Origin of the sequence: Streptomyces sp. BI87 (genome assembly GCF_025957665.1) — a bacterium.
Classification (GTDB): domain Bacteria; phylum Actinomycetota; class Actinomycetes; order Streptomycetales; family Streptomycetaceae; genus Streptomyces; species Streptomyces albidoflavus.
On record NZ_CP110079.1, the window covers coordinates 4353192 to 4375349 of the forward strand.

At 74.0% G+C, this 22158-nt stretch carries 24 protein-coding genes; 14 read left to right on the forward strand and 10 right to left on the reverse strand.

Annotation, left to right across the window (positions count from 1 at the left end):
* Positions 1-612: 612 nt before the first annotated feature.
* Positions 613-1161, reverse strand: coding sequence for a carboxymuconolactone decarboxylase family protein (locus tag OIM89_RS19390; RefSeq protein ID WP_030699711.1), 549 nt, complete (start codon positions 1159-1161; stop codon positions 613-615).
* A gap of 115 nt (positions 1162-1276) precedes the next feature.
* Here OIM89_RS19390 and OIM89_RS19395 point away from each other — a divergent pair, with 115 nt between their 5' ends.
* The 4 genes from OIM89_RS19395 to OIM89_RS19410 all read left to right on the forward strand — a co-directional run bounded on the left by OIM89_RS19395 (position 1277) and on the right by OIM89_RS19410 (position 5470).
* On the forward strand, positions 1277-2704 hold the full coding sequence (locus OIM89_RS19395) for a PLP-dependent aminotransferase family protein (RefSeq protein ID WP_030699712.1): 1428 nt from the start codon (positions 1277-1279) through the stop codon (positions 2702-2704).
* Positions 2705-2988: 284 nt separating this feature from the next.
* Positions 2989-3567: a hypothetical protein gene (locus tag OIM89_RS29885; RefSeq protein ID WP_319802330.1), complete on the forward strand. Its 579-nt coding sequence runs from the start codon at positions 2989-2991 to the stop codon at positions 3565-3567.
* 145 nt (positions 3568-3712) lie between these two features.
* Positions 3713-4933 (forward strand): glutathionylspermidine synthase family protein, encoded by a 1221-nt coding sequence (locus OIM89_RS19405; protein ID WP_264491470.1) that lies wholly within the window; start codon positions 3713-3715, stop codon positions 4931-4933.
* A 21-nt stretch (positions 4934-4954) separates the two neighbouring features.
* Positions 4955-5470, forward strand: coding sequence for a GNAT family N-acetyltransferase (locus OIM89_RS19410; RefSeq protein WP_151169291.1), 516 nt, complete (start codon positions 4955-4957; stop codon positions 5468-5470).
* Positions 5471-5482: 12 nt separating this feature from the next.
* On the opposite strand, the gene rocD is transcribed toward OIM89_RS19410, so the two are convergent.
* Complete coding sequence (rocD, locus tag OIM89_RS19415) at positions 5483-6736, reverse strand: ornithine--oxo-acid transaminase (RefSeq protein ID WP_264491471.1); 1254 nt, start codon at positions 6734-6736, stop codon at positions 5483-5485.
* A gap of 356 nt (positions 6737-7092) precedes the next feature.
* On the opposite strand from rocD, the gene OIM89_RS19420 reads away from it, so the two are divergent.
* The gene (locus OIM89_RS19420; protein ID WP_030699717.1) at positions 7093-7590 is read left to right on the forward strand and encodes a hypothetical protein; all 498 of its coding nucleotides are present in this window, start codon (positions 7093-7095) and stop codon (positions 7588-7590) included.
* A gap of 94 nt (positions 7591-7684) precedes the next feature.
* Here OIM89_RS19420 and OIM89_RS19425 read toward each other — a convergent pair whose 3' ends face one another.
* Positions 7685-7858 (reverse strand): hypothetical protein, encoded by a 174-nt coding sequence (locus OIM89_RS19425; protein ID WP_023419076.1) that lies wholly within the window; start codon positions 7856-7858, stop codon positions 7685-7687.
* A gap of 154 nt (positions 7859-8012) precedes the next feature.
* Here OIM89_RS19425 and OIM89_RS19430 point away from each other — a divergent pair, with 154 nt between their 5' ends.
* Positions 8013-8846, forward strand: coding sequence for a S1 family peptidase (locus OIM89_RS19430; protein ID WP_030699718.1), 834 nt, complete (start codon positions 8013-8015; stop codon positions 8844-8846).
* A gap of 88 nt (positions 8847-8934) precedes the next feature.
* Here OIM89_RS19430 and OIM89_RS19435 read toward each other — a convergent pair whose 3' ends face one another.
* The 3 genes from OIM89_RS19435 to OIM89_RS19445 form a co-directional block, all read right to left on the reverse strand.
* Positions 8935-9756, reverse strand: coding sequence for a DUF1206 domain-containing protein (locus tag OIM89_RS19435; RefSeq protein ID WP_372587992.1), 822 nt, complete (start codon positions 9754-9756; stop codon positions 8935-8937).
* Between the two features lie 311 nt (positions 9757-10067).
* Positions 10068-10355: a hypothetical protein gene (locus tag OIM89_RS19440; protein WP_217685966.1), complete on the reverse strand. Its 288-nt coding sequence runs from the start codon at positions 10353-10355 to the stop codon at positions 10068-10070.
* Positions 10339-10524, reverse strand: a complete 186-nt coding sequence (locus OIM89_RS19445) for a CsbD family protein (protein ID WP_023419080.1) — start codon at positions 10522-10524, stop codon at positions 10339-10341. The genes OIM89_RS19440 and OIM89_RS19445 overlap by 17 nt, the downstream gene beginning before the upstream one ends.
* Before the next feature lie 298 nt (positions 10525-10822).
* Here OIM89_RS19445 and OIM89_RS19450 point away from each other — a divergent pair, with 298 nt between their 5' ends.
* From OIM89_RS19450 to OIM89_RS19470, 5 genes are all read left to right on the forward strand, one after another.
* Positions 10823-10993: a hypothetical protein gene (locus tag OIM89_RS19450; protein WP_008405281.1), complete on the forward strand. Its 171-nt coding sequence runs from the start codon at positions 10823-10825 to the stop codon at positions 10991-10993.
* A gap of 221 nt (positions 10994-11214) precedes the next feature.
* Positions 11215-12228, forward strand: coding sequence for a tryptophan--tRNA ligase (gene trpS, locus OIM89_RS19455; RefSeq protein ID WP_030699721.1), 1014 nt, complete (start codon positions 11215-11217; stop codon positions 12226-12228).
* A 98-nt stretch (positions 12229-12326) separates the two neighbouring features.
* On the forward strand, positions 12327-12857 hold the full coding sequence (locus OIM89_RS19460) for a 2'-5' RNA ligase family protein (protein ID WP_264491472.1): 531 nt from the start codon (positions 12327-12329) through the stop codon (positions 12855-12857).
* 79 nt (positions 12858-12936) lie between these two features.
* A complete protein-coding gene (locus tag OIM89_RS19465; protein WP_264491473.1) occupies positions 12937-14187 on the forward strand; it encodes a hypothetical protein in 1251 nt (416 codons plus the stop codon).
* Between the two features lie 84 nt (positions 14188-14271).
* Positions 14272-15246: an NAD(P)-dependent oxidoreductase gene (locus tag OIM89_RS19470; protein ID WP_030699724.1), complete on the forward strand. Its 975-nt coding sequence runs from the start codon at positions 14272-14274 to the stop codon at positions 15244-15246.
* A gap of 22 nt (positions 15247-15268) precedes the next feature.
* Here OIM89_RS19470 and OIM89_RS19475 read toward each other — a convergent pair whose 3' ends face one another.
* A complete protein-coding gene (locus OIM89_RS19475; RefSeq protein ID WP_030699725.1) occupies positions 15269-16231 on the reverse strand; it encodes a LysR family transcriptional regulator in 963 nt (320 codons plus the stop codon).
* Between the two features lie 235 nt (positions 16232-16466).
* Here OIM89_RS19475 and snpA point away from each other — a divergent pair, with 235 nt between their 5' ends.
* The gene (snpA, locus tag OIM89_RS19480; protein WP_047464773.1) at positions 16467-17114 is read left to right on the forward strand and encodes a snapalysin; all 648 of its coding nucleotides are present in this window, start codon (positions 16467-16469) and stop codon (positions 17112-17114) included.
* Between the two features lie 71 nt (positions 17115-17185).
* On the opposite strand, the gene OIM89_RS19485 is transcribed toward snpA, so the two are convergent.
* On the reverse strand, positions 17186-17941 hold the full coding sequence (locus OIM89_RS19485; protein ID WP_030699727.1) for an SDR family NAD(P)-dependent oxidoreductase: 756 nt from the start codon (positions 17939-17941) through the stop codon (positions 17186-17188).
* Positions 17942-17973: 32 nt separating this feature from the next.
* Complete coding sequence (locus OIM89_RS19490; protein WP_030699728.1) at positions 17974-19338, reverse strand: FAD-binding oxidoreductase; 1365 nt, start codon at positions 19336-19338, stop codon at positions 17974-17976.
* A 154-nt stretch (positions 19339-19492) separates the two neighbouring features.
* On the opposite strand from OIM89_RS19490, the gene OIM89_RS19495 reads away from it, so the two are divergent.
* Entirely contained in the window at positions 19493-20467 is a 975-nt protein-coding gene (locus tag OIM89_RS19495) for a YihY/virulence factor BrkB family protein (RefSeq protein WP_030699729.1), read from the forward strand.
* Between the two features lie 9 nt (positions 20468-20476).
* Here OIM89_RS19495 and OIM89_RS19500 read toward each other — a convergent pair whose 3' ends face one another.
* A complete protein-coding gene (locus OIM89_RS19500) occupies positions 20477-21727 on the reverse strand; it encodes a D-alanyl-D-alanine carboxypeptidase family protein (RefSeq protein WP_030699730.1) in 1251 nt (416 codons plus the stop codon).
* A gap of 136 nt (positions 21728-21863) precedes the next feature.
* Between OIM89_RS19500 and OIM89_RS19505 the strand changes: the two genes are divergently transcribed.
* Positions 21864-22151 (forward strand): SCO4848 family membrane protein, encoded by a 288-nt coding sequence (locus tag OIM89_RS19505; RefSeq protein WP_030699731.1) that lies wholly within the window; start codon positions 21864-21866, stop codon positions 22149-22151.
* Positions 22152-22158: the final 7 nt, after the last annotated feature.

Sequence of the window (22158 nt, forward strand, 5' to 3'; positions counted from 1 at the left end):
CCCGCGTGAAGCGAGAGCAGACTCCAGGCACCCCCGGAACCACATCGCCGAATCACCACGCGAACGAACGCACCTCATCCCGGCCCCACACCCAGCCCCCGCACCCCCTCGTTCCACCCTCCTGACCCCACCGAGTCACGGAGGCCGCAATGCTCACCACAACTCGCCCGCGCACCACCCCCGTTCCCCCGCCCTGCCCCGACCGGGCGTGCCACTCCGACATCCACGGCCTCCTCTGGAAGGACACCACCTACCTCCGCAACGATCCGGACAACTGGCGTTGGTACTGCCCCAGGTGCGGCCAGCACTGGATGCCCACCAGCGAACAGTTCGTTGCGCACCGGACTTTCCCCACCGTGTAACGACCACGGACTTTCGTGCGGGCCCATCCCCGCCCGCACCGGGACCACGGCACCAGCTCGACTCGATCACGACGGAGCAGGGGCCGCCCCACCAAGCGGCGCCGTGCCCACGCTGCCCGCCCCCTCCTGCCCCGCCCCCAGCCTCACCACCGTCGGCGTCTGCTCCACCCACCCCGCGGCAAAAGGCAAAGCGGGAGCCCCCCCCGGACCCCCGCTTACGCCCCCCCCGCCCCGTAGCCGCAGCCCCTCACTACCCCAACGACCCCGGCACGTAATGCCCCGGCACATTCCGCGCCGCCACCGACAGCCTGTTCCAGGCATTGATCACCGTGATGGCGCCGATCAGGTGGGCCAGTTCCTTCTCGTCGAAGTGTTCGGCGGCGTGGGCGTAGACCTCGTCCGGGACGAAGCCGTCGGTGAGGACCGTGATGGCCTCGGTCAGTTCGATCGCGGCGATCTCCTTGGCCGTGTAGTAGTGCTTCGACTCCTCCCAGGCGCTGAGCTGGACGATGCGCTCGACGGACTCGCCCATCGCCAGGGCGTCCTTGGTGTGCATGTCGAGGCAGAACGCGCAGTGGTTGATCTGGGAGGCGCGGATCTTGACCAGTTCGCCGATGACCGGGTCCAGGCCCTTGCGGGTGGCCGCGTCAGCGCGGGCCAGGGCGCGGTAGAGGTCGGGGGCCAGTTCGGCGACGGAGATGCGGGGGGTGTGCTCCGGCAGGTAGGCGGCGGTCTTCTCGTCGGGGGAGGTGTCGGTGGTGGGAGTGGTGGGGGAGGCGGGGGTGTTCTCGGTGGTCATGGTGGTGGTGTCCCCGATCTTTCCGGTCTGTGTCGGTTCAGGTGGTCCGGGTGGTTCAGGTGGTTCGTGTCTTCGAGCCTAGGTGGGGGACAGCCCAGGGGTATGGTCCATTTCCGTGACGGAATCTTGGGCCAATCTCGGCATCGACCTTCATCTGGAGCCGGCCGGGCCGGGGCTGCGGAAGGGGCTCACCGACGCCTTGCGGGAGGCGGTGCGGTCGGGGCGGCTCGCTCCCGGTACGCGGCTGCCCTCGTCCCGTACGCTCGCGGGCGACCTCGGGATCGCGCGGAACACGGTGGCCGACGCCTACGCCGATCTGGTGGCCGAGGGGCATCTCACCGCGCGCCAGGGTTCCGGGACGCGGGTCGCCGAGCAGGCGGGTCCTGCCGCGTCGGTGCCGCGTCGTCAGCGTCCGGTGCGGGTCCCCGAGCGGGCCGGGCCCGCGCACGACCTGACCCCGGGGACGCCGGACCTGTCGGCCTTCCCCCGTGCTGCCTGGCTGAAGGCGGCCCGGCGGGCCCTGACCGCCGCGCCCAACGACGCCTTCGGGTACGGCGATCCGCGCGGGCGGCCGGAGTTGCGGGCGGCGCTCGCCGAGTACCTGGCGCGGGTGAGAGGGGTCGCCGCCGATCCGGAGCGGATCGTGGTGTGCGCCGGGGTGGCGCACGGGCTGAAGCTGGTGACGGAGGTGCTGGCGGCGCGGGCCGGGCATGGCGGGCGGCAGGGGCCCGGCACCGTGGCCGTGGAGACGTACGGGCTGCGGTTCCACCGGGAGTGGCTGGCGGAGGAGGGGGTGGGGACGGTTCCGCTGCCCTTCGACGCGGAGGGGACCGATCCGGCGGGGCTGGGCGGGGAGCGGGCGGTGCTGCTGACGCCGACGCACCAGTTCCCGATGGGCGGCACGCTCTCGCCGGCGCGACGGGCGGCGGTGGTCGACTGGGCGCGGCGGACCGGCGGACTGATCCTGGAGGACGACTACGACGGGGAGTTCCGGCACGACCGGCGGCCGGTCGGCGCCCTGCAAGGGCTGGCCCCGGACCGGGTCGCCTACTTCGGTACCGCCAGCAAGGCGCTCGCCCCCGGCCTGCGCCTCGGCTGGCTGGTGCTGCCGCCAGGGCTGGTGGACGAGGTGCTGGCGGCCAAGGGGTACGCGGACACGTGCGGGGCGCCGGATCAGCTGACGCTCGCCGAGTTCCTTTCCTCGGGGGCGTACGACCGGCAGGTGCGGCTGATGCGGCTGCGGTACCGGCGCCGCCGTGACGAGATGGTGGCGACCCTCGCGCGGCGGGCGCCCTCGGTGCGGGTCGGCGGGATCGCGGCCGGGCTGCACGCCGTGCTGCTGCTGCCGTCCGGCACCGAGAGCGAGGTGTTGCGGGCGGCGGCCTGGCACGGGCTGGGGGTGCAGGGGCTCTCCTGGTTCCGGCACCCGGACGCGGAGGCGGCGGGCAGGCCGGTGCCGGAGGGCCTGGTCATCGGGTACGGGCGGCCGCCGGACCATGCCTGGCAGAGCGCGCTGGAGACGCTCTGCCGGTGCCTGCCCTGAGGCGAGCCCCGACGGCCATACGCCCGCTGTTTCCGGCCGGGGCGGAACCGTGCGGCCTCCCGCGGGGTCCCTTCTGAGAGCAGCGGCGTAGGCTGCGCATAAAGGCGAGATCCGGTCAGGGAGCCCCCGTCAGGGCCCCCTTGGCCGGTCGGCCCCGCCGGGACGGCGCCGCGGACGGCGGACGCCACGCCAGGGCGGCGGCCGAAAAGAGCTGTCGACCCCGGGGGAGGACGCGTGTCCTGGGCGGGGTCGCCAGGGGAGACGAACGGGGAGCTGAGACAAGCATGGCCGAGAACATCACCGTGCCCGCCGTCAGGGCACTGGACGCGCCCGTGGCCCGCCCGGCCACCGGCCCGGGCAGCGGGACGGCACCGCAGGACCCGCTGGTCGCCGACGAGCGGCCGCCCGCGCCGGTCCGCCTCACCAAGTCCGGCGCGGGGGAGCGCAACTCCGGTTCCGGGGAGCAGGCGGCGAAGCAGCGGCGCAAGAAGGCGGCCCGCCGCCGGGTGCGCTCCAGCACCGTGGCGCTGGGCTCGATGGGCGTGCTGGCCGCCGCCCTCGCCGCGTGCAGTTCGGAGCCCGACCGTCGCTGCGTGGACCGCAACAGCTACTCGTACGGCGGCGGGTACAAGGTGGTCGACTCCAGCCAGTGCCGGAACGGTTCCTCGGGCTCGACCGGCGGGACGGGCGGGGGCGGCAGCTCCGGGGGCAGCGGCCGCTACGGCAGCGACCGGGGTTCCAACGCCGGGTGGTACTACGGCGGCGACAGCAAGAGCGGGTACGCCAGCGACGGTTCGTTCAACAAGAGTTCGGTCAGCTCCGGCGGCTTCGGCTGCTCGGGGAAGGGCAGCGGCGGCGGCTGACCGGCCGCCCCCGCCTCCACTCGCAGCAGCGCACACGCCCGGGGCGCGCGCCGGTCAGGCCGCGCCCCCGGGCCCGTACCCCCTGCCCATCCGCCCGTGCGGGCCGCGCCGCCCGCGCCCGCCGCGTACAGGACGGACCACCCCCATGCAGCGCCACACCATCGAACCGCGCCCCGGCTGGCAGGAGACCGTCGAGGCCCAGGGCGTCATCTACCCGCTGACCCGCTACCCCGACGACACGCTCCGCCCGTACTGGGACGAGAGCGCGTACTACTCCTTCAGCCTGGCCGAGGTCGAGGCGCTGGAGGAGGTCGTCGAGGAACTGCACGCGATGTGCCTCGCCGCTGCCGCGCACATCGTGGAGAAGGACCGCTTCGCCGAACTCGGCATCACCGATCCGCGCCTCGCCTCACTCGTCACCGAGGCCTGGCACCGCAAGGCCGAACTGCCTTCGCTGTACGGCCGGTTCGACCTCTGGTACGACGGGTCGGGGTCGCCCGCCAAGATGCTGGAGTACAACGCCGACACCCCCACCTCGCTGGTGGAGGCGGCCAGTGCCCAGTGGTTCTGGATGGAGGAGCGGTTCCCCGGCGCCGACCAGTGGAACTCCCTGCACGAACGGCTCGTCGACGCCTGGCGCGCGCAGGCCGCGCTGCTGCCGCCGGGCAGCCCCGTGCACTTCGCGCACACCATCGACGACGAGTGCGGCGAGGACCTGATGACCGTCGCCTACCTGCGCGAGACCGCCGTCCAGGCGGGTCTGGAGACCGAGGCGATAGCCGTCGAGGACATCGGCTGGGACAGCCTCTCCCACCGCTTCGTCGACCAGCGGCTCCGCTTCATCCGCAGCTGCTTCAAGCTGTACCCGTGGGAGTGGCTGGCCACCGACGAGTTCGGCCCGCACGTCCTGGACACCCTCGACAACGGCGGCGGCACCGGCTCCACCCTCTGGATCGAACCGGCCTGGAAGATGCTCCTCTCCAACAAGGCCCTCCTCGCCATCCTCTGGGAGCTCTACCCCGGCCACCCCAACCTCCTCGCCTCCTACCTCGACGGCCCGCGCGAACTCGCCGCCACCACCGGGTACGTCACCAAGCCCCTGCTCGGCCGCGAAGGCGCCGGCGTCACCCTCCACCAGCCGGGCGAGACGCCGACCCCCGCGCCCGCCACCGGCCCGAGCTGCTACCAGCAACTCGCCCTCCTGCCGGACCTGTCGACCCCGGCCCCCGGCGCCCACAGCCCCACCAACCACGTCGTCCTCGGCGCCTGGGTCGTCGCCGACGAGGCCGCGGGGCTCGGCATCCGCGAATCGTCCGGGCCCGTCACCGACGGCTACGCCCGCTTCCTCCCGCACGTCATCCTCTGACCCGCTCCGAAAGAGTCTCCGGTGCCCGAACTCCAGCGCCTGCGCGCCGACCACGCCCCCGCCCTCCTCGCCTTCGAACGCGAGAACCGCGCCTGGTTCGCCCGCACCATCAGCGACCGGGGCGACGCCTACTTCGCCGAGTTCCCCGCCCGCCACCAGGCCCTTCTCACCTACCAGGACGAGGGAACCGACCACTTCCACGTCCTGGTCGCCGACGACGGCACCACGATCCTGGGCCGCTTCAACCTGATGGACATCGAAGACGGCGAGGCCGAACTCGGCTTCCGCATGGCCGAGTCGGCCACGGGCCAGGGCCTCGCCACCCAGGCCGCCCACGCCGTCTGCCACCTGGCCGCCACCGACTACGCCCTCACCTCCCTCCGCGCCCAGGCAAACCTGGACAACCTCGCCTCCCACACCGTGCTGACCCGCGCCGGCTTCACGGTGACGGGGGAGACGGTGCTGCGGAACGGGACGGCGGGGCGGCGGTACGTGAAGGAGCTGGCGGGCGGGGCGGCCGGGGCGACCGGGCTCTGAGGGGCCGGGCCCCTACGCCATCCCCAGCACCCCCCGCAGCTCCCCGACCCCCCAGTCCAGGTCCTCCGCCGAGATCACCAGCGGCGGGGCGATGCGGATGGTCGAGCCGTGGGTGTCCTTGACCAGGACGCCTCGTGCCATGAGGCGTTCGGAGATGTCGCGGCCGGTGCCGACGGCGGGGTCGATGTCGACGCCGGCCCACAGGCCGCGGCCGCGGACGGCGCGGACCGGGCCGTCGGCCTTGACGAGGTCGGCGAGGGCGTTGTGGAGGCGGGTGCCGAGTTCGGTGGCACGGGTCTGGTACTCGCCGGTGCGGAGCATGGCGATGACTTCCAGGGCGACGGCGCAGGCCAGGGGGTTGCCGCCGAAGGTGGAGCCGTGCTCGCCGGGGCGGAAGACGCCGAGGACGTCGCTGTCGCCGACCACCGCGGAGACGGGGACGACGCCGCCGCCGAGGGCCTTGCCCAGCAGGTAGAGGTCGGGGACGACGCCCTCGTGCTCGCAGGCGAAGGTCGCGCCGGTGCGGCCGAGGCCGGACTGGATCTCGTCGGCGATGAAGAGGATGTTCCGCTCGGCGGTCAGCTCGCGGACCCGGCGCAGGTAGCCGGCGGGCGGCACCAGGACCCCGGCCTCGCCCTGGATCGGCTCCAGCAGGACGGCCACCGTGTCGTCGGTGAGGACGGCCTCCAGGGCGTCGGCGTCGCCGTACGGGACGAGGTCGAAGCCCGGGGTGTAGGGGCCGTAGTCGGCGCGGGCCTCCTCGTCGGTGGAGAAGCTGACGATGGTGGTCGTGCGGCCGTGGAAGTTGTCGGTGGCGACGACGATGCGGGCGGCGCCGTCCGGGACGCCCTTGACCCGGTACCCCCACTTGCGGGCGGTCTTCACCGCCGTCTCGACCGCCTCGGCGCCGGTGTTCATCGGCAGCACCATGTCCTTGCCGCAGAGCGCGGCCAACTCCTCGCAGAAGGCGGCGAACCGGTCGTGGAAGAAGGCGCGCGAGGTGAGCGTCACCCGGTCCAGCTGGGCCTTGGCGGCGGCGATCAGACGGGGGTTGGCGTGGCCGAAGTTGAGCGCGGAGTACCCGGCGAGCAGGTCCAGGTACCGCTTGCCCTCGACGTCGGTCATCCAGGCGCCCTCGGCGCTCGCCACCACGACGGGCAGCGGATGGTAGTTGTGCGCGCTGTGCGCCTCGGCGGCGTCGATGGCCTCGGCGGTCGCGGAACCGGGAGCGGGGGAGGAGTGCGTACCAGAAGGCGTACCAGACACGGGATCTCCGTTCGTCCTGCTGCGGGTGAGGCCGGGGTGCGGCCCCCTTTCTATCGTCGCTCGCGGCCGGGGCCCGGAAACCCGGCCCTCTCCGGCGAGGCGGTCGGGGCGGCCGGTGCCAGCCGGCGCGCAGGGGGCGTTATCCAACCGTGACCCCCCGGGCGTCCCGACTCGTCCGCCCCTGACCGGTTATCCGGCGAAATTCTGCGGTGCGCCGACCCGTTGCCGCCGCGTGCCCGGGGCGTTGGAGAGGTTGTGCGGTGGTTGCTGTGCTCACCCTGGGTGCGCGGCCGCCGGGACGGCGCGAAGAGGGAAGTCGACAGGGCCGGTCAACGGCGAGGAGCGGCAGGAGAGATATGAGCGCGCTGGATTTCTGTGCCGAGGTACTGATCGAGGGCCGGATCAGGGGGGCCGGTCTCGGCGACTCCATGGCGGTCTGGGACCGGTGCATGGGCTACGAGTACACCGACGGCCTCAGCCGGGGGCGGCTGCGCCGTGACTACGGCCTGGTCGAGATCATCTTCGAGCAGTACGACACCGGCTGGCACGCCACGGGCATCGAGATCCAGGCGTACCGTCTCGGCCGGTTCGGCGTCGGGATCGTGCCGCAGGTGCTCGCGCCGTACTTCGGCGCCGTGGAGAGCCGGGTCAACGCCAAGGAGCTGCTGGAGACGGTGGCGGCCAAGGGGTTCGGGATCGAGGCCGTCCACGAGGAGGGCGCCCGCACCCACGCCTACCGCGTCGACAGCAGCGGCGGCGTGGTCTACGTCCTCATGGCGGAGACGCGCACCATGAAGGTGCCCTCGGTGGGCGACGTGTGGACGGTGGTGCTGGAGCTGCCCGACGAGGAGTGAGCCCCGCGAGGGGCCCGGCAGGGCGCGGACGCCGGTGCGGCGGAGGGTGAGGGAACGATTCCCCTGGCCTCCTTGCCGTACCGGCGTCCGCGTTTCAGCGGCGGCCGCCCTTCCAGTCCGGGTCGTCCTCGGCCGTGGGCAGCTCCCCGTGGCCCTCGTACCAGGGGTTGACCCAGCCGCAGACCGCGCAGGAGTAGCGGCCGTTCACGCCGTAGATCTCGGTGCCGCACTGCCGGCACTCGGTCCGGGTGATCTCGCTGGCGCTCATGAAGGGCCAGCTTAGGGGAGTTGGCGGGGGCGGTGGCTGAAATTGGTCCCTTGTCCGGCCGAAGGTGTGCGCCAACAATGCGCATGTCAATTCGTCCGCACGCCCGTGCCGCGCCCCCCACCTGTCCGGCACGGGCCGCAGAGAGGCCCCCCACATGAAGAAGCCCCTGGCCGGAGCCTTGCTCGCCGCCGCCCTGCTCGGCGTCTTTGCCGCTCCCGCCGTCGCCGCTCCCGGCCCGGCCGCCCCCGCGCCCGCCGCCGTCGACCTGGCCGGCACCGTCGCGCTCTCCAACTGTTCCGGCTCCGTCGTGCGCACCCCGTCCGCCTCGGCCGACGACCCCGCGCTGGTCCTCTCCAACGGGCACTGCCTGGAGACCGGGTTCCCCGCGCCCGGCGAGGTCCTGGTCGACCAGCCCTCCTCGCGCTCCTTCACCCTGCTCGACGGCGCCGGAAACGGCGTCGGCACGCTCCGCGCCGCCAAGCTGGCGTACGGCACCATGACCGACACCGACGTCTCCCTCTACCAGCTCGGCGAGAGCTACGCCGAGATCGAGAGCGCCTACGGCATCGAGGCCCTGGAACTCGACGCCGCCCGCCCGTCCGAGGGCACCGCGATCACCGTCGCCTCCGGCTACTGGAAGCGGACGTACACCTGCTCCGTCGACGGCTTCGCCCACCAGCTCAAGGAGGGCAGCTGGACCTGGAAGGACTCGGTCCGCTACACCGACGCGTGCGACACCATCGGCGGAACCTCCGGCTCCCCGGTGATCGACGACGCCACCGGCAAGGTCGTCGCCGTCAACAACACGGGCAACGAGAGCGGCGGCCGCTGCACCGACAACAACCCGTGCGAGGTCGACGAGAACGGTGAGGTGACCGTCCGCGAGGGCATCAACTACGGCCAGCAGACCTACACCCTCGTCCCCTGCATAGGCCCCGGCAGCGAGATCGACCTCGGCCGCGAGGGCTGCGCCGTGCCGAAGCCCTGAGGCGCCACGCTCCCGCACCGACGGGCGCCCCCGGACCGGCCGGTCCGGGGCGCCCCCCCGCGCTCCGGGCTCGCCTCCCGCGCCGCCCTCAGACCTTGCGCCACTTGGCGTTGGCGAAGGAGAAGAGGCCGAAGGCGGCGAGCCCGACCGCGACCAGGACCAGCAGCCACGGGCCCGCCGGGGTGTCCGCGAAGGAGCGCAGTGTGTCGTCCATGCCCTTGGCCTCGTCGGGGTCGTAGTCGACGGCCGCCGTCACGGCGAAGACCCCGGCGGCCGCGAAGACCAGGCCGCGCGCGGCGCCGCCGAAGACGCCGGTCACGTCCACGAACTGGCGGACACGGCGGGACATCGCGCCCATCCGCAGATGCTTGTGGTACTTCCGCAGCACCGCCCGCGCGCCGACCACGAGGCCCGCGACGGCCACGCCCAGCGCCGCCACGCCGACGATCCACTGCCCGCCGGGCAGCCCCAGCGCCTGCGCGGTGATGTCCTGCGACTGCTTGTCGCTGGAGCCGCCGCCGCTCTTCTCCCCCGCGGCGAACGACAGCACCGAGTACGCGACGAAGGCGTAGAAGACGGCCCGCGCCCCGGAGGCCAGCCGCTTCGTCGCCTTGCCGCCGTCCGGCCCCGCCACGCCGAACGTCGCCTCCGAGAGCCGCCACAGCGCCATGCCCACCAGCGCGACACCGAGCACCCAGAGGAGTATCCCGCCGAAGGGCTGCCCGGACATCTCCTGGAGCGCGCCACCCCGGTCGGCCTGCTTCCCGCCGCCCTGGAAGGCGATCTGGCCCGCGAGGAGCCCGACCAGCAGGTAGATCACGCCGCGCGCGGCGAAGCCGGCGCGCGCCCCGGCGGAGACCACTGTGCTGTCGGCCGCCCGCCGCGCCCGGCGGTGGCCCTCACGTGCCATCGATGAGGAATTCATGGAACTCCGGATGCCCCCGGGGAACGTGAAGAAACAGAAAAGGAGGGCAGGGCGCGGGGGTGGCGAGACGTGGTGGGGGAATGTCCGTGAATTCCCGGACGGAGGGGAGGTGGAGGGAGGGGGTGGTGAGTCGGGTCCGCCGCTTCGGACATTCTTCTCCGCGCACGAAGAAGCGGGGTGGCAGGATCGGGAAATCCTGCCACCCCGCTTCTGGCCCGTCCCCGCTCACCCGCCGCGAAAAGGAAAGGAAAGGGAGGCGCGGTGGGCCCCGCCGGGAGGGGGAGCGGGCCTTCGGGTCAGCCGGGCCGACGGGCCCGGAAGCGGCGGAGAGGGCTGCCGCTCTGCCGGAAAGCCCCGGCCGTCAGGGTGAGGAGCCGCCGGGCGGCCCGTGTCAGCCCTCCGCCGGGGCGTGGCCGTCTGGGCCGGGACACCCGGGGGTCCGAGGCCGCCGGGGCGGCCGGTCCGCCGGGCCTGAGCGCGGCGGCGCCGGTGCGGCCGGCCAGCAGCCGGCCCGGCAGGAGGCGGGCGGCGAGCCCGCCCCGGCGCGGCACCGCGCGGCCCCGGCGGTCAGTGGCGGAAGGCATCCTTGCCCTTCTCCTTCGCCTGCCGCAGGTCGCCCTTGCTCTGCTCGGCCCGGCCCTCGGCGGCCAGTCGCTCGTTGCCCACGGCCCGGCCGACGGTCTCCTTGGCCTTGCCCTTGGCCTGCTCGACGCGGCTCTTGCTCTTCTCGTCGGTCATGCGCTTCTCGTTCATGGTCTGCGACTCCTTTGAGAGAGGGCGTTGAACTCTGAGGGGTCGCATGACCGACGATCCGGACGGCAAACATCCGCACCGGTAAACGCCCTCCGGCGGCCCCGGTGAGGTGGCGCGCAGGGGCTCCTCACGTGCGCGCGTTCACTGTCCCCGCATTTGCCGGACGCGCCCTTTGCGCGGCCCTCACCTGCGAGTTCCCGTCTTTACCAATCTGTGAGGAACGTGTCGGGAATCTGTCCGGTGATCGAGGGCACATGGGCTCTCGACGGAGAAACCGATACTGCGGAGGTTGATCGAAATGGTGCCCCTTCTTCTTGTTCTTCTGCTCGCCGCTCTTCTTTTCGGCGCGGGTTTCGCTCTCGACATCCTGTGGTGGATCGCGGCGATCGTGATCATCGTCTGGGTCCTGGGCTTCGTCTTCCGCTCCGCCGGTGCCGGGGGCAAGCGAGGTCGCTGGTACCGCTGGTGACCGGCGCCTTACGCCACCCCGCCCCCGTCCCGGGGGCGATGACCGGGACCCCCGCCCGCCAGGGCGGCATGAGCCCCGCACGGCAGCCCGCCGCGCGGGGCTCACCCGTGTCCGGGTGCGCGCCCCCGCTCGCGGGTCGTGCGCTCCCCGTACACCCGGCACCCCCCGGGGTATGACGGGTCCGATTCCGGCAGGCCCGGCGGACCTGAGACAATGGGTCCATGGCTTCTGATCGTCCTCGCGTGCTCTCCGGAATCCAGCCCACCGCAGGCTCGTTCCACCTCGGCAACTACCTCGGCGCGGTGCGCCAGTGGGTGGCGCTCCAGGAGACCCACGACGCCTTCTACACGGTGGTGGACCTGCACGCGATCACGGTCCCGCAGGACCCCGCGGAGCTGCGGGCCAACACCCGGCTCGCCGCCGCCCAGCTGCTCGCCGCCGGGCTCGACCCCGAGCGCTGCACCCTGTTCGTCCAGAGCCAGGTGCCCGAGCACGCCCAGCTCGGCTGGGTGATGAACTGCCTCACCGGCTTCGGCGAGGCGTCCCGGATGACCCAGTTCAAGGACAAGTCCGCCAAGCAGGGCAACGACCGCACCACCGTCGGCCTCTTCACCTACCCGATGCTGATGGTCGGCGACATCCTGCTCTACCAGGCCGACCAGGTCCCCGTCGGCGAGGACCAGCGCCAGCACCTGGAGCTGACCCGCACGCTGGCCGAGCGGTTCAACGCCACGTACGGCGAGACGTTCACCGTCCCCGGCGCGCACATCCTCAAGGAGACGGCGAAGATCTACGACCTCCAGGACCCGACGGCCAAGATGAGCAAGTCGGCCGCCAACCCCAAGGGCCTGATCAACCTCCTCGACGAGCCCAAGGTGACCGCGAAGAAGATCAAGAGCGCGGTCACCGACACCGGCTCGGAGATCCGCTTCGACCGCGCCGAGAAGGCCGGCGTCAGCAACCTCCTCTCCCTCCTCTCCACCCTCTCCGGCGCGACAATCGCCGAACTGGAGGAGAAGTACACCGGCAAGGGCTACGGTGCGCTGAAGACGGACCTCGCCGAGGTCATGGTCGACTTCGTCACCCCGTTCCGCGAGCGCACCCAGGCGTACCTGGACGACCCGGAGACGCTGGACGCGATCCTCGCCGCGGGCGCCGAGAAGGCCCGCGCCGTCGCGGCCGAGACCCTGGCGCAGACCTACGACCGGCTCGGCCTGGTGCCCGCCAAGCACTGAAGGGTCCCGGACCCGGCGGGCGCGGCCGTGCCCGCACCTGAAGGCGGTGCCGTCCGGCAGGGGACGGCGCCGCCACCTTCGAAGGACAGGAGTACGACGTGGGGACCGTAACGCTCGGCGTTTCGCTCGCGGTCCCGGAGCCGCACGGCAGCCTCCTCCAGGAGCGGCGTGCCGGCTTCGGCGACACCGCGGCCTACGGCATCCCCACCCACGTCACGCTGGTCCCGCCCACCGAGGTGGACGCGGAGACGGTGCCCGCCATCGAGCGCCACCTCGCCGAGGTCGCCGCCACCGGCCGCCCCTTCCCGATGCGGCTCAGCGGCACCGGCACCTTCCGCCCGCTCTCGCCCGTGGTCTACGTCCGGGTCGCCGCCGGCGCGGACGCCTGCACCTGGCTCCAGAAGCAGGTCAGGGACGCCTCGGGCCCCATCGCCCGCGAGCTCCAGTTCCCGTACCACCCGCACGTCACCATCGCCCACGGCATCGCCGAGGAGGCGATGGACGAGGCGTACGAGGCGCTGAAGGATTTCGAGGCGAGCTGGACCTGCACCGGGTTCGCCCTCTACGAGCAGGGCCCGGACGGCGTCTGGCGCAAGCTCCGCGACTTCCCCTTCGGCCGCGAGGGCTGAGAGCGGCCCCGGGGCGGCAGGGGTACGCTGCCCGCCAGTTGCGGGCGGACCATCCCGGCCCGCCCGGGGAAGGGGACCCATGGCGCGCCGTACCGCATGCGCGGGAACGCTCACCGTGCTCACGCTGGTGCTGACCGGCTGCGGGGCCGGGCAGGGGGGCGGGGAGAAGGACGACGCGCGGCCCGGCCGGTCCGCCGCCCCCGAGGGAGCCCCGGCCGCCTTCCGCCTGGACCACGTCGGCGACCGGGACGGCCGGCTCACCGACCTGGCCGCGCTCGGCCCCGACGACCTGTGGGCCAGCGGGTACGACCAGAAGAACGGCGAGGTCACGGCCCGCCACCCGCTGCGCGACACCGGCGAGGGCTGGCGCCGCCTGCCGCTCCCCGACACCCTCGCCGGCCTCCCGTACCCGCCGCGCCTGGACGCGGCGGGGCCCGGCACCCTCTGGGCGACCGGCACCACCGCCGAGCAGAACGGCACGCCCGTCATCGCGCGGTACGAGGACGGCCGCTGGTCCACCGTCGCCCCGCCGCCCGGCGGCCACCTGCTCGACCTGGTCGCCTTCGGCCCCGACGACGTCACCCTCCTCCAGGACCCGCACCTGCCCGACCAGGACGACGGCGCCGGGAACATCACCAGCGACGACCGCAGCCGGGCCGCCCACTGGGACGGCACCCGCTGGACCACCACCCTGCTGCCCTCGGCCGCCACCGCCCTCGACGGCACCTCCGGCGACGACCTCTGGGCCGTCGGCCACCGCTCGACGGGACCCGGCATCGGCGGCGAGGGCCAGGAGATGACCCAGACCGCCGCCCACCACTTCGACGGCAGCCGCTGGAAGACCGTCGACACCCCGCTGCGGCGGTTCGCCGACCCGGTCCCGCCCGAGGCGGGCGCCGCGCTCGGCACCGTCTTCGCCGTCGCCCCGGACGAGGTCTACGCCTACGGGCGGCACTCCTTCAACCACGGCGAGGTGGAGGACGAGCCCGACGACGAGGAGCTGCGGCTGCGCTGGGACGGCAAGCGCTGGCGCGACCTGCCCGGAGCCGAGGGCGCCTGCGGCACCCGCCCCCCGCTGCTGGTCGACGGCGACACCGGCACCCTCCACGAGAACCTCTGGTACCAGGCCGCCGACGGCCCCTGCTACAAGGTGAAGCGCCCCGAACTGCCCACCGGCGGCGAGGTCCGCGAGGGCGCCCGGCAGGGACTGGGACTCGCCGAGGTGGCCGTCGTCCCCGGCACCGACCGGATCGTCGGCGTCGGCCACATCGCGGTCATGCAGAGCGGCAACCCGTTCAGCCGGCCCGTGACCGTGCACGCCACCCGCTGACCCCGGCGCGGCCCGGCGGCCCCGCCCCCGCCTCCGGATGCGACGATCCCCGCACGGACCCGATCCCGCGCAGAGGAGCCGCCCATGTCCTCCATCCCTCTTCCCGCCGGCCTGCTCGACCGGGCCGCCCTCGCCGTGGGGCCCGGCACCGCCCCGGCCGTCGCCGAGGAGCTGACCGCGCTCACCGGCCGCCCGGTGCTCGGCTACGACGCCGAAGGGCGGCTGAGCGGGGCGGCCGGCGGGGCGCAGGACGCCCCGCTCGTCCTGGTCGGCGCCACCCTGCCGCCCGCGCTGCGCGGCGACCCCCGGGTCCGCTGGTTCCACAGCGTCAACGCCGGGGTCGACGGGCTGCTCGACGGGGGCTGGCCCGCCGGGGTGCTGCTGACCCGCACCGTGGGCCGGATGGGCGAGCGCATCGGCCAGTACGCGCTGGCCTGGGTCCTCGCCGACTGCCAGGGCGTCCCCGGCCACCTGGCCCGCACCGCGGCCCGCGCCTGGCGCCGCGAACCCTCCGAACTGGCCGCAGGGCAGACCGCGTTGGTCTACGGCACCGGGCACATCGGCACCGCCGTGGCGAGCGCGCTGGGCGCCGCCGGGGTGCACACCGTGGGCGTGGGACGCGCCGAGCACGCGCCGGGCGGCCCCTTCGACGAGCGGATCACCGCCGAGGAGGACGGGCCGTGGCTGGGCCGCGCCCGGTTCGTGGTGGACGCGCTGCCGCTGACCGACGCCACCCGGGACTTCTTCGCCGGCCCCCGGCTCTCCGCCCTGCGCGGCGCCACCTTCCTCAACGTCGGCCGGGGCGCCACCGTCAGCCTCCCCGCCCTCGGCCGCGCCCTGGCCGCCGGCCACGTCCGTACCGCCGTCCTCGACGTGCTCACCGACGAACCCCCGGCCCCCGACCACCCCGTCTGGGAACTGCCGCGCACCACCCTCACCTCCCACTCGGCCGGGATCACCGCCGGCACCGACATCACCGCCGACTTCCGCGCCTGCTGGGAGGCGCTCCGGGCGGGGGAGGCGCCGGAACTGGCGGTACGGATCGGGCGCGGGTACTGAACGGGCGTACGCCTGGCCGGGGTCAGCTGCCGAGCAGGGCCCCCGGCCGTTCCGGCGCGCCCTCCAGCCATTCGCGGTACGGGCCCGCCCGGAGCGCCGCCGCGCGGTAGGCGGCGGTCAGCTCCTCGTAGGCGGGACCGGCGGCCGGGCAGCGCGGCGGGGTGACCAGGAGGAGGCGGACGGCGAGCGGGTCGTCGCGGAGCGGGCGGATGACCATGTCGTCGCGCGGGCCCGAGGTGGGCTGGCAGGGGGCGACGGCCTCGCCGAGCGCCACCAGGGAGGCGGTGGTCAGGTAGTCGCCGTGCAGCACCGGCGGGTCGATCCCGGCGGCGGCCAGCACCCGGCGTACGCCGTCCCACTCGCCGTCGACCGAGGGGTCGACCATCCACCGGTCGTGGGCGAGGTCGGCGAGGTCCACCACCGGGCGGGCGGCCGCCGGATGGTCGGGGGCCAACGAGATGAACTGGGGCTCGCGCTCCAGCAGGGTGTGCTGCACCAGGCCGTCCGGGACGCGCAGCGGACTGCCCTCCACCTCGTGGACGAAGGCGAGGTCCAGCCGCCCGGCGCGCAGCGAGCGGAGCAGCACGGTGGCCGAGACGTCGACCTGGAGGGTGATGTCGGTCTCCGGCATCCGCCCCCGCAGCCGGCGCAGCCAGTCGCCGACGATCCGGCTCGCGGTCGAGCCGACCCGCAGCCGGGGCCCGGGCCGGCCGAGGGCGGCCGCCTCGGCGCGGGCCTCCTCGACCAGGACCGCCATCGAGTCGACCACGGTGCGGGCCCGGGAGAGCACGGTGCGGCCCAGCAGGGTGGGGCGGCAGCCGTCGCGGCCCCGGTGGAAGAGTTCGGCGCCGAGGCTCTGCTCGATGCGGCGCAGTTGCGTGGTCAGCGCGGGCTGGCTCACGCCGAGTTCGCGCGCGGCGCGACGCACGCTCCCGGTGTCGGCGATGGCGCAGAGCGCGCGAAGGTGACGCACCTCGAGCTCCATGGACCGAGGCTAGAAGCGCCCCGCCCGCCCCGCCAGTGGCCCCAAGCACGCCAAAAGCCCTCAACCATGCGGAAGCGTACGGGGCTTGGCCAGGAATATAAGACCGGGTTATCGCAGGTTGGCATCATGTGCCCGACCTCGGTGCGCTCCAGACTCGTTCCCGGACCGAACTCCTCGGTCCGGTACGCGGCGGACCCCACTCCGCCCGTGCCGCGGACAGTCAGGAGACCCCCACATGCGTATGACCCGGACCGCCTCCGCCCTCGCCGGGCTCGGCCTCGCCGTCGCCGCCGCCCTCGGCTCGGTCGCCCCCGCCTCGGCCGCCGCCGAGACCTCGACCCCGCGCTCGGTCGCCGCCTACGAGGCGTCCACCGAGAACGCCGCCGCCACCCGCGCCTTCCAGGAGGCGGTCATGAAGGCGGTCGCCGAGAAGCGCGCCGCCAACCCGGGCGCGCTCGCCGTCACCGTCACCTACGACGCCTCGGCCGCCCCCACCTTCCGCTCGCAGATCGCCAGCTCCACCTCGATCTGGAACGGCGCGGTCTCCAACGTCCGCCTCCAGGAGGGCTCCAACGCCGACTTCACGTACCGCGAGGGCAACGACCCGCGCGGCTCGTACGCCAGCACCGACGGCCACGGCCGGGGTTACATCTTCCTCGACTACGCCCAGAACCAGCAGTACAACTCCACCCGGGTGACCACCCACGAGACCGGCCACGTGCTCGGCCTGCCCGACACCTACTCCGGCCCGTGCAGCCAGCTGATGTCCGGCGGCGGCCCCGGCCCGTCCTGCACCAACGCCCAGCCCGACGCCGCCGAGCGCTCCCGCGTCGAGCAGCTCTGGGCCAACGGCCTCGCCGAGGCCGTCGCCGAGGTCCGCTGACCCCGGTCGTCCGACACCCCTGGCCCGGGCGGCTCCCTCCCCCATGGGGAGCCACCCGGGCACCTTTCCGCTCAGACCACCAGCCGCCGGAACAGCGGCCGGGGCAGCCCGCGCACGGCCGACATGACCAGGCGCAGACCCCCGGGGACCCAGACGGTCTCCGAGCCGCGGCGCAGGCCCAGTTCGATCGCGGCGGCCACCTGGCCGGGGGTGGTGGTCAGGCGGGCGTCGCCGCGCGGCGTGCCCGGGTCGAGGACCGTACCGGGGCGGACCACCATGACCCGGACGCCCGTGCCGTACAGGGCGTCGCCCAGCCCCTGCGCGAAGGCGTCCAGGCCCGCCTTGGACGAGCCGTAGATGAAGTCGGTGCGGCGGGCCCGTACCCCGGCGGCCGAGGAGAGGACCACCAGCGTGCCGTGGCCCTGCTCCTGGAGCGCGGCGCCGCAGAGCAGTCCGGCGCCGACCGCGCCCGTGTAGTTGGTCTGCGCCACCCGGACCGCGTCCAGCGGGCGGGACTCGTCCCGCGCCTGGTCGCCGGCGATGCCGAAGGCCAGCAGCACCAGGTCCACGTCCCCGGCGGCGAACACCGGTCCCAGCGAGGCCTGGTGGGACTCGGGGACGAGCGCGTCGAAGGGCACCGTACGGACCTCCGCGCCCAGTGCCGTGAGTTCGCCGGCCGCCTTCTCCAGCGCGGGGGAGGGGCGCCCCGCCAGGTGCACCAGCCGTGCCCCGCGCGCGATGAGGCGGCGTGCGGTGGCCAGGCCGATGGCCGAGGTGCCGCCGAGGACCAGCAGGGACCGGGGCGGACCGGAGGCGTCCTTGGGCATGCCGCTCCTTCGCGGGTGTCCCGCCGGCCGGTTCACAGGCCGAGCCGCCGGGCGAGGTCGGAGGTGAAGACGGAGCCGGGGTCCACAGCCGCCCGCAGCTCCCGGAAGTCGTCGAGCAGCGGGTACATCGCCTCCAGCAGCTCCGGCCGGACCCGGCTGTCCCGGGCCAGGCAGACCCGGCCTCCGGCCGCCGCCACCTCCTCGTCCAGCTCGTCGAGGAGGGCGGTCAACCCCGGTGCTCGGGCCGGGAGTTCCAGCGACAGGCCCCAGCCGCGCGCCGGGAAGGAGAGCCACCCCGGCGACCCCTCCCCGAACCGCTTCAGCAGCCCCGGCCGGGTGGCGTACCCCTGCTCCGCGACCCGCCGCACCAGGTGCCGCAGCACGTCCTCACAGCCGTGCCCGACCGCGCACCGGTACGCCACCGAGCCCTCGCCCCGGCCCAGCGCGTGCCCGCCGTCCAGCACGGGCAGGGCGGTGGCCAGGCCGCGCAGGGTCCCGGCACGGCGGCGCGGTGCCGCCCGGTGCCGCAGGTCGTGGAGGAGGCCCAGCGCCCGGCGGCCCAGCGGCCGGTCCGGGCTCAGCTGGGGGACGAGGCCGGGCGGGAGCTGCGGCGGGGCCGGCAGCTGGGGGCGGGCGGCCAGCGGGCGGCGGGCGAGGCGGGCCGGGAGCGCCTCAGGCGGGGCGTGGTCGGCGTGGAGGACGGTGCCCCGGCCGGTGGCGGCGCCCCGGGCCAGCAGGTCGACGCGGGCGCTCGCGTAGGTGTGGCGGAGGTCGGCGTCGCAGAGCCGGGCCATCAGGTCGTCCAGGTCGGTGGCGCGGGCCGAGCCGGTCAGCAGCAGGGAGGTGGCCACCGGCTGGAGCTGGAGGGTGGCGGTGAGGACCACGCCGGTCAGGCCGAGCCCGCCGGTGGTCGCGTCGAAGAGCGGCGTACCCCGGTCCACGACGTGCACCGCGCCGTCGGCGGTGAGGAGTTCGAAGGCGAGCAGGTGGCGGGCGAAGGAGCCGGCGCGGTGGTGGTTGGGGCCGTGCAGGTCGGCGCCGACCGCGCCGCCCACCGTGACCTGCTCCGCCCCCGGCGGCACGGGCACGAACCAGCCCAGCGGCAGCACCAGTTCGGCCAGCCGGTGCAGGGTGATCCCGGCGTCGCACAGGACGGTCCCGCCGGCCGCGTCGATGGCGTGCACCCGGTCGAGCGCGGACATGTCGAGGACGTCGCCCCCGGTGTCCCTGGCGGTGTCCCCGGGGGCCCTGCCCCGGCCCCGGGCGATGGCGCCGCGATGCCCGCAGTCGCGGACGGCCTCGGCCGCCTCCTCGTAGCTGCGCGGTCGCAGCAGGCGCGCGGCGGTGGGGGCGCCGCGGCCCCGGCCGGTGAGCGGAACGGTGGTGTCGACAGCCATGCCCGCGACCGTATCGCCCGGATCGGTGCTGTTCATGCCGGAACATCCCGAGTTTCACTGGGATGGTCCATTCATTGAATTGTCTCCGCTCATGCCGTAATTGTGGGGGTGTGCGGCCGGTCATGGCCGTGTCCCCAGCGGGTAGGCGGAGCGAGTGGACTGGCTGACGAAGCTTCCGGTGGTCGGGCCGTGGATGACCCGGTTCATGCACACCCACCTGTGGCGCACCTACGAGACGCTGGACCGCACCAAGTGGTCGCAGCTGGCCGCCGCGATGACGTACCTCAGCTTTCTCGCGCTCTTCCCGCTGCTCACCCTGGTCGCCGCCGTCGCCGCCTCCACCCTCTCCAAGGAGCGGCAGCGCGAACTCCAGGACCAGCTGGCCGAGCAGGTCCCCGGCATCTCCGACCAGCTCGACATCGCCTCCCTGGTCGACAACGCCGGCACGGTCTCCCTCATCGCCGGCGCCCTGCTCCTCTTCACCGGCGTCGGCTGGGTCGGCTCCGTCCGCGACTGCCTGCGCGCCGTCTGGGAACTCCCCGACCTGGAGGGCAACCCGGTCGCGCGCAAGGCCAAGGACGTGCTCGTGCTGCTCGGCCTCGGCGCCGCCGGGATCGTCTCGCTGGTCGCCTCCACGGCCGGCGGCAGCGCGCTCGGCTGGATCGCCCGGCAGATCGGCCTCGCCGAGACCGGCATCGGCACCGTCCTGCTCCGGGCCGCCGCCTTCGCCCTCGCCGTCCTGGCCGGCTTCCTCGTCCTGCTCTACGTCCTCACGCTGCTCCCCGCCGTCCACCCCCGGCGCCGCGCCCTGCTCGGCGCGGCCCTGCTCGGCGCGGTCGGCTTCGAACTCCTCAAGCTGCTGCTCGGCGGCTACATCAGCGGGGTCGCCGCCAAGAGCATGTACGGCGCCTTCGGCGTCCCCATCGCCCTGCTCCTGTGGATCAACTTCACCGCCAAACTCGTCCTCGTCTGCGCGGCCTGGACGGCGACCCCGCTGGAGGAGGGCGGGGCCCGGGAGGCGGACGCGGACGACGGCGACGGCACCGGTGGGGCCACGGACCCGGAAGGCGGCGCCACCCGGGCCCGCCCGGCCGGGGAGACTCCCCGGCGCGAGCCCTTCCAGCGGTAGCCCGGCTCCTCAGCGGCGCCGGCTGCCCGTCCCCTGCCCGGGCAGCGGGCGGCGCCGGTTGACCACGTACACCGCGCCGCCGAGCAGCACCAGCGAGCCGCCCGCCACCGCCAGCGCCGTGCCGACCCCGTCCGAGCCGCCGGAGGCGGCCGCCTGCGCCTCGCCGCCGGCCGCCGGAGCCGGGGCCCCGCCCGCCGCACCCTCGTCCTTCGGCGCGCCCGAGGCACCGGTGGCCGGTACGGCGCTGACCGGCGGCACCAGGGTGCCGACCGGCTCGGCCTTCTCCGCCGCCTCGAAGCCCCAGTCGAAGAGGCGGGCCGTCTCCTGGTAGACGGCGTTGCTCTCCTTGCCGTCCGGGTTCATCACGGTGACCAGCAGCACCCGGCCGTCCCGCTCGGCCACACCGGTGAAGGTGGCCCCGGCGTTGGTGGTGTTGCCGTTCTTCACCCCCGCGATGCCCTCGTACCGCTCCATGCCGTACGCGCCGGTGAGCAGGCGGTTGGTGTTCTGGATGCCGAAGTGCTCGCGCTTCTTGCCCTTCTTCTTCTCGCCCGGGAACTCCGCGCTCACCGTCGCGCAGTACTCCCGGAAGTCCTTCTTCTGCATCCCCGACCGGGCGATCAGCGTCAGGTCGTACGCGCTGGAGAGCTGGCCCTTGGCGTCGTAGCCGTCCGGGCTGACCACATGGGTGTCGAGCGCCTGGAGCTCCTCGGCGTGCGCGTTCATGTCGGCGACCGTCTTGTCGATGCCGTCGTTCATCGCGGACAGCACGTGCACGGCGTCGTTGCCCGAGGAGAGGAAGACGCCGAGCCACAGGTCGTGGACGGTGTACGTCTGGTCCTCCTTGACCCCGACCAGGCTGGAGCCCGCGCCCACACCGGCCAGCTCCTCGTCGGTGACCAGGTGCTCCTCGTCCTTGGGGAGCTTGGGCAGCACGGTGTCGGCGAAGAGCATCTTCATCGTGGAGGCCGGGGGAAGCCTCCAGTGCGCGTTGTGCGCGGCGAGGACGTCCCCGCTCTCCGCGTCCGCGACGATCCAGGACCGCCCGGTGAGCTTCTTCGGGAGCTTGGGCACCCCCGGCCCGGCGTTCACCTGCGTACCGGCCTGCCCCAGCCGCGCGCCGCCGATCTCCGACATCTTCCCCGGCGGCTTCGCCTTGTCGTCGTCCGGCTTCTCGGCGGCAACTGCCGGGAACGCGGCGGAAAGAGTCAGCAAGACGGTGGAGGCGACCAGCACGGTGGTCTTTCGCAAGGCAGGCACGATCGAGAACGTACAGGTACGGGCGGATGCTGTCTGCGCCCCGGTCGGCCGACTGCCCGCCGCCCCGAGCGGAACGCCTGCCACCGGCTCCCGACCCCGGCGCGGGGCGGTGGAGCCGGGCCGCGATACTGGGCGTATGAAGCTCAGCCGCCCGGTCTCCTGGTTCCTGCTCGCCTTCGGGGTGTGGAGCTGGTTCATCTGGGTCACCTTCGTCAAGAATCTCTGGAACGACGCGAGCGGGCTCGCCTTCGACGCCGCCGGGGACCCCACCGCCTACTTCTGGGTCCACCTGCTGCTCGCCGTGACGTCCTTCCTTCTGGGGACGGCCGTGGGGATCGTCGGGTTGCGCGGTCTGCGCGCCCTGCGCCGTGAGAAGAACCCCGCCCCCGCCACCAGCCCCGCCCCGCCCGGCCCCACCCCCTGACCCGAGG

Excerpts from the sequence above, each read along its gene's own strand:
- OIM89_RS19390 (WP_030699711.1), bottom strand. The coding sequence starts at position 1,161 with ATGACCACCGAGAACACCCCCGCCTCCCCCACCACTCCCACCACCGAC.
- OIM89_RS29885 (WP_319802330.1), top strand. The coding sequence starts at position 2,989 with ATGGCCGAGAACATCACCGTGCCCGCCGTCAGGGCACTGGACGCGCCC.
- OIM89_RS19405 (WP_264491470.1), top strand. The coding sequence starts at position 3,713 with ATGCAGCGCCACACCATCGAACCGCGCCCCGGCTGGCAGGAGACCGTC.
- OIM89_RS19420 (WP_030699717.1), top strand. The coding sequence starts at position 7,093 with ATGAGCGCGCTGGATTTCTGTGCCGAGGTACTGATCGAGGGCCGGATC.
- OIM89_RS19425 (WP_023419076.1), bottom strand. The coding sequence starts at position 7,858 with ATGAGCGCCAGCGAGATCACCCGGACCGAGTGCCGGCAGTGCGGCACC.
- OIM89_RS19430 (WP_030699718.1), top strand. The coding sequence starts at position 8,013 with ATGAAGAAGCCCCTGGCCGGAGCCTTGCTCGCCGCCGCCCTGCTCGGC.
- OIM89_RS19435 (WP_372587992.1), bottom strand. The coding sequence starts at position 9,756 with ATGGCACGTGAGGGCCACCGCCGGGCGCGGCGGGCGGCCGACAGCACA.
- OIM89_RS19440 (WP_217685966.1), bottom strand. The coding sequence starts at position 10,355 with ATGCCTTCCGCCACTGACCGCCGGGGCCGCGCGGTGCCGCGCCGGGGC.
- OIM89_RS19445 (WP_023419080.1), bottom strand. The coding sequence starts at position 10,524 with ATGAACGAGAAGCGCATGACCGACGAGAAGAGCAAGAGCCGCGTCGAG.
- OIM89_RS19450 (WP_008405281.1), top strand. The coding sequence starts at position 10,823 with ATGGTGCCCCTTCTTCTTGTTCTTCTGCTCGCCGCTCTTCTTTTCGGC.
- trpS (WP_030699721.1), top strand. The coding sequence starts at position 11,215 with ATGGCTTCTGATCGTCCTCGCGTGCTCTCCGGAATCCAGCCCACCGCA.
- OIM89_RS19465 (WP_264491473.1), top strand. The coding sequence starts at position 12,937 with ATGGCGCGCCGTACCGCATGCGCGGGAACGCTCACCGTGCTCACGCTG.
- OIM89_RS19470 (WP_030699724.1), top strand. The coding sequence starts at position 14,272 with ATGTCCTCCATCCCTCTTCCCGCCGGCCTGCTCGACCGGGCCGCCCTC.
- OIM89_RS19475 (WP_030699725.1), bottom strand. The coding sequence starts at position 16,231 with ATGGAGCTCGAGGTGCGTCACCTTCGCGCGCTCTGCGCCATCGCCGAC.
- snpA (WP_047464773.1), top strand. The coding sequence starts at position 16,467 with ATGCGTATGACCCGGACCGCCTCCGCCCTCGCCGGGCTCGGCCTCGCC.
- OIM89_RS19485 (WP_030699727.1), bottom strand. The coding sequence starts at position 17,941 with ATGCCCAAGGACGCCTCCGGTCCGCCCCGGTCCCTGCTGGTCCTCGGC.
- OIM89_RS19490 (WP_030699728.1), bottom strand. The coding sequence starts at position 19,338 with ATGGCTGTCGACACCACCGTTCCGCTCACCGGCCGGGGCCGCGGCGCC.
- OIM89_RS19505 (WP_030699731.1), top strand. The coding sequence starts at position 21,864 with ATGAAGCTCAGCCGCCCGGTCTCCTGGTTCCTGCTCGCCTTCGGGGTG.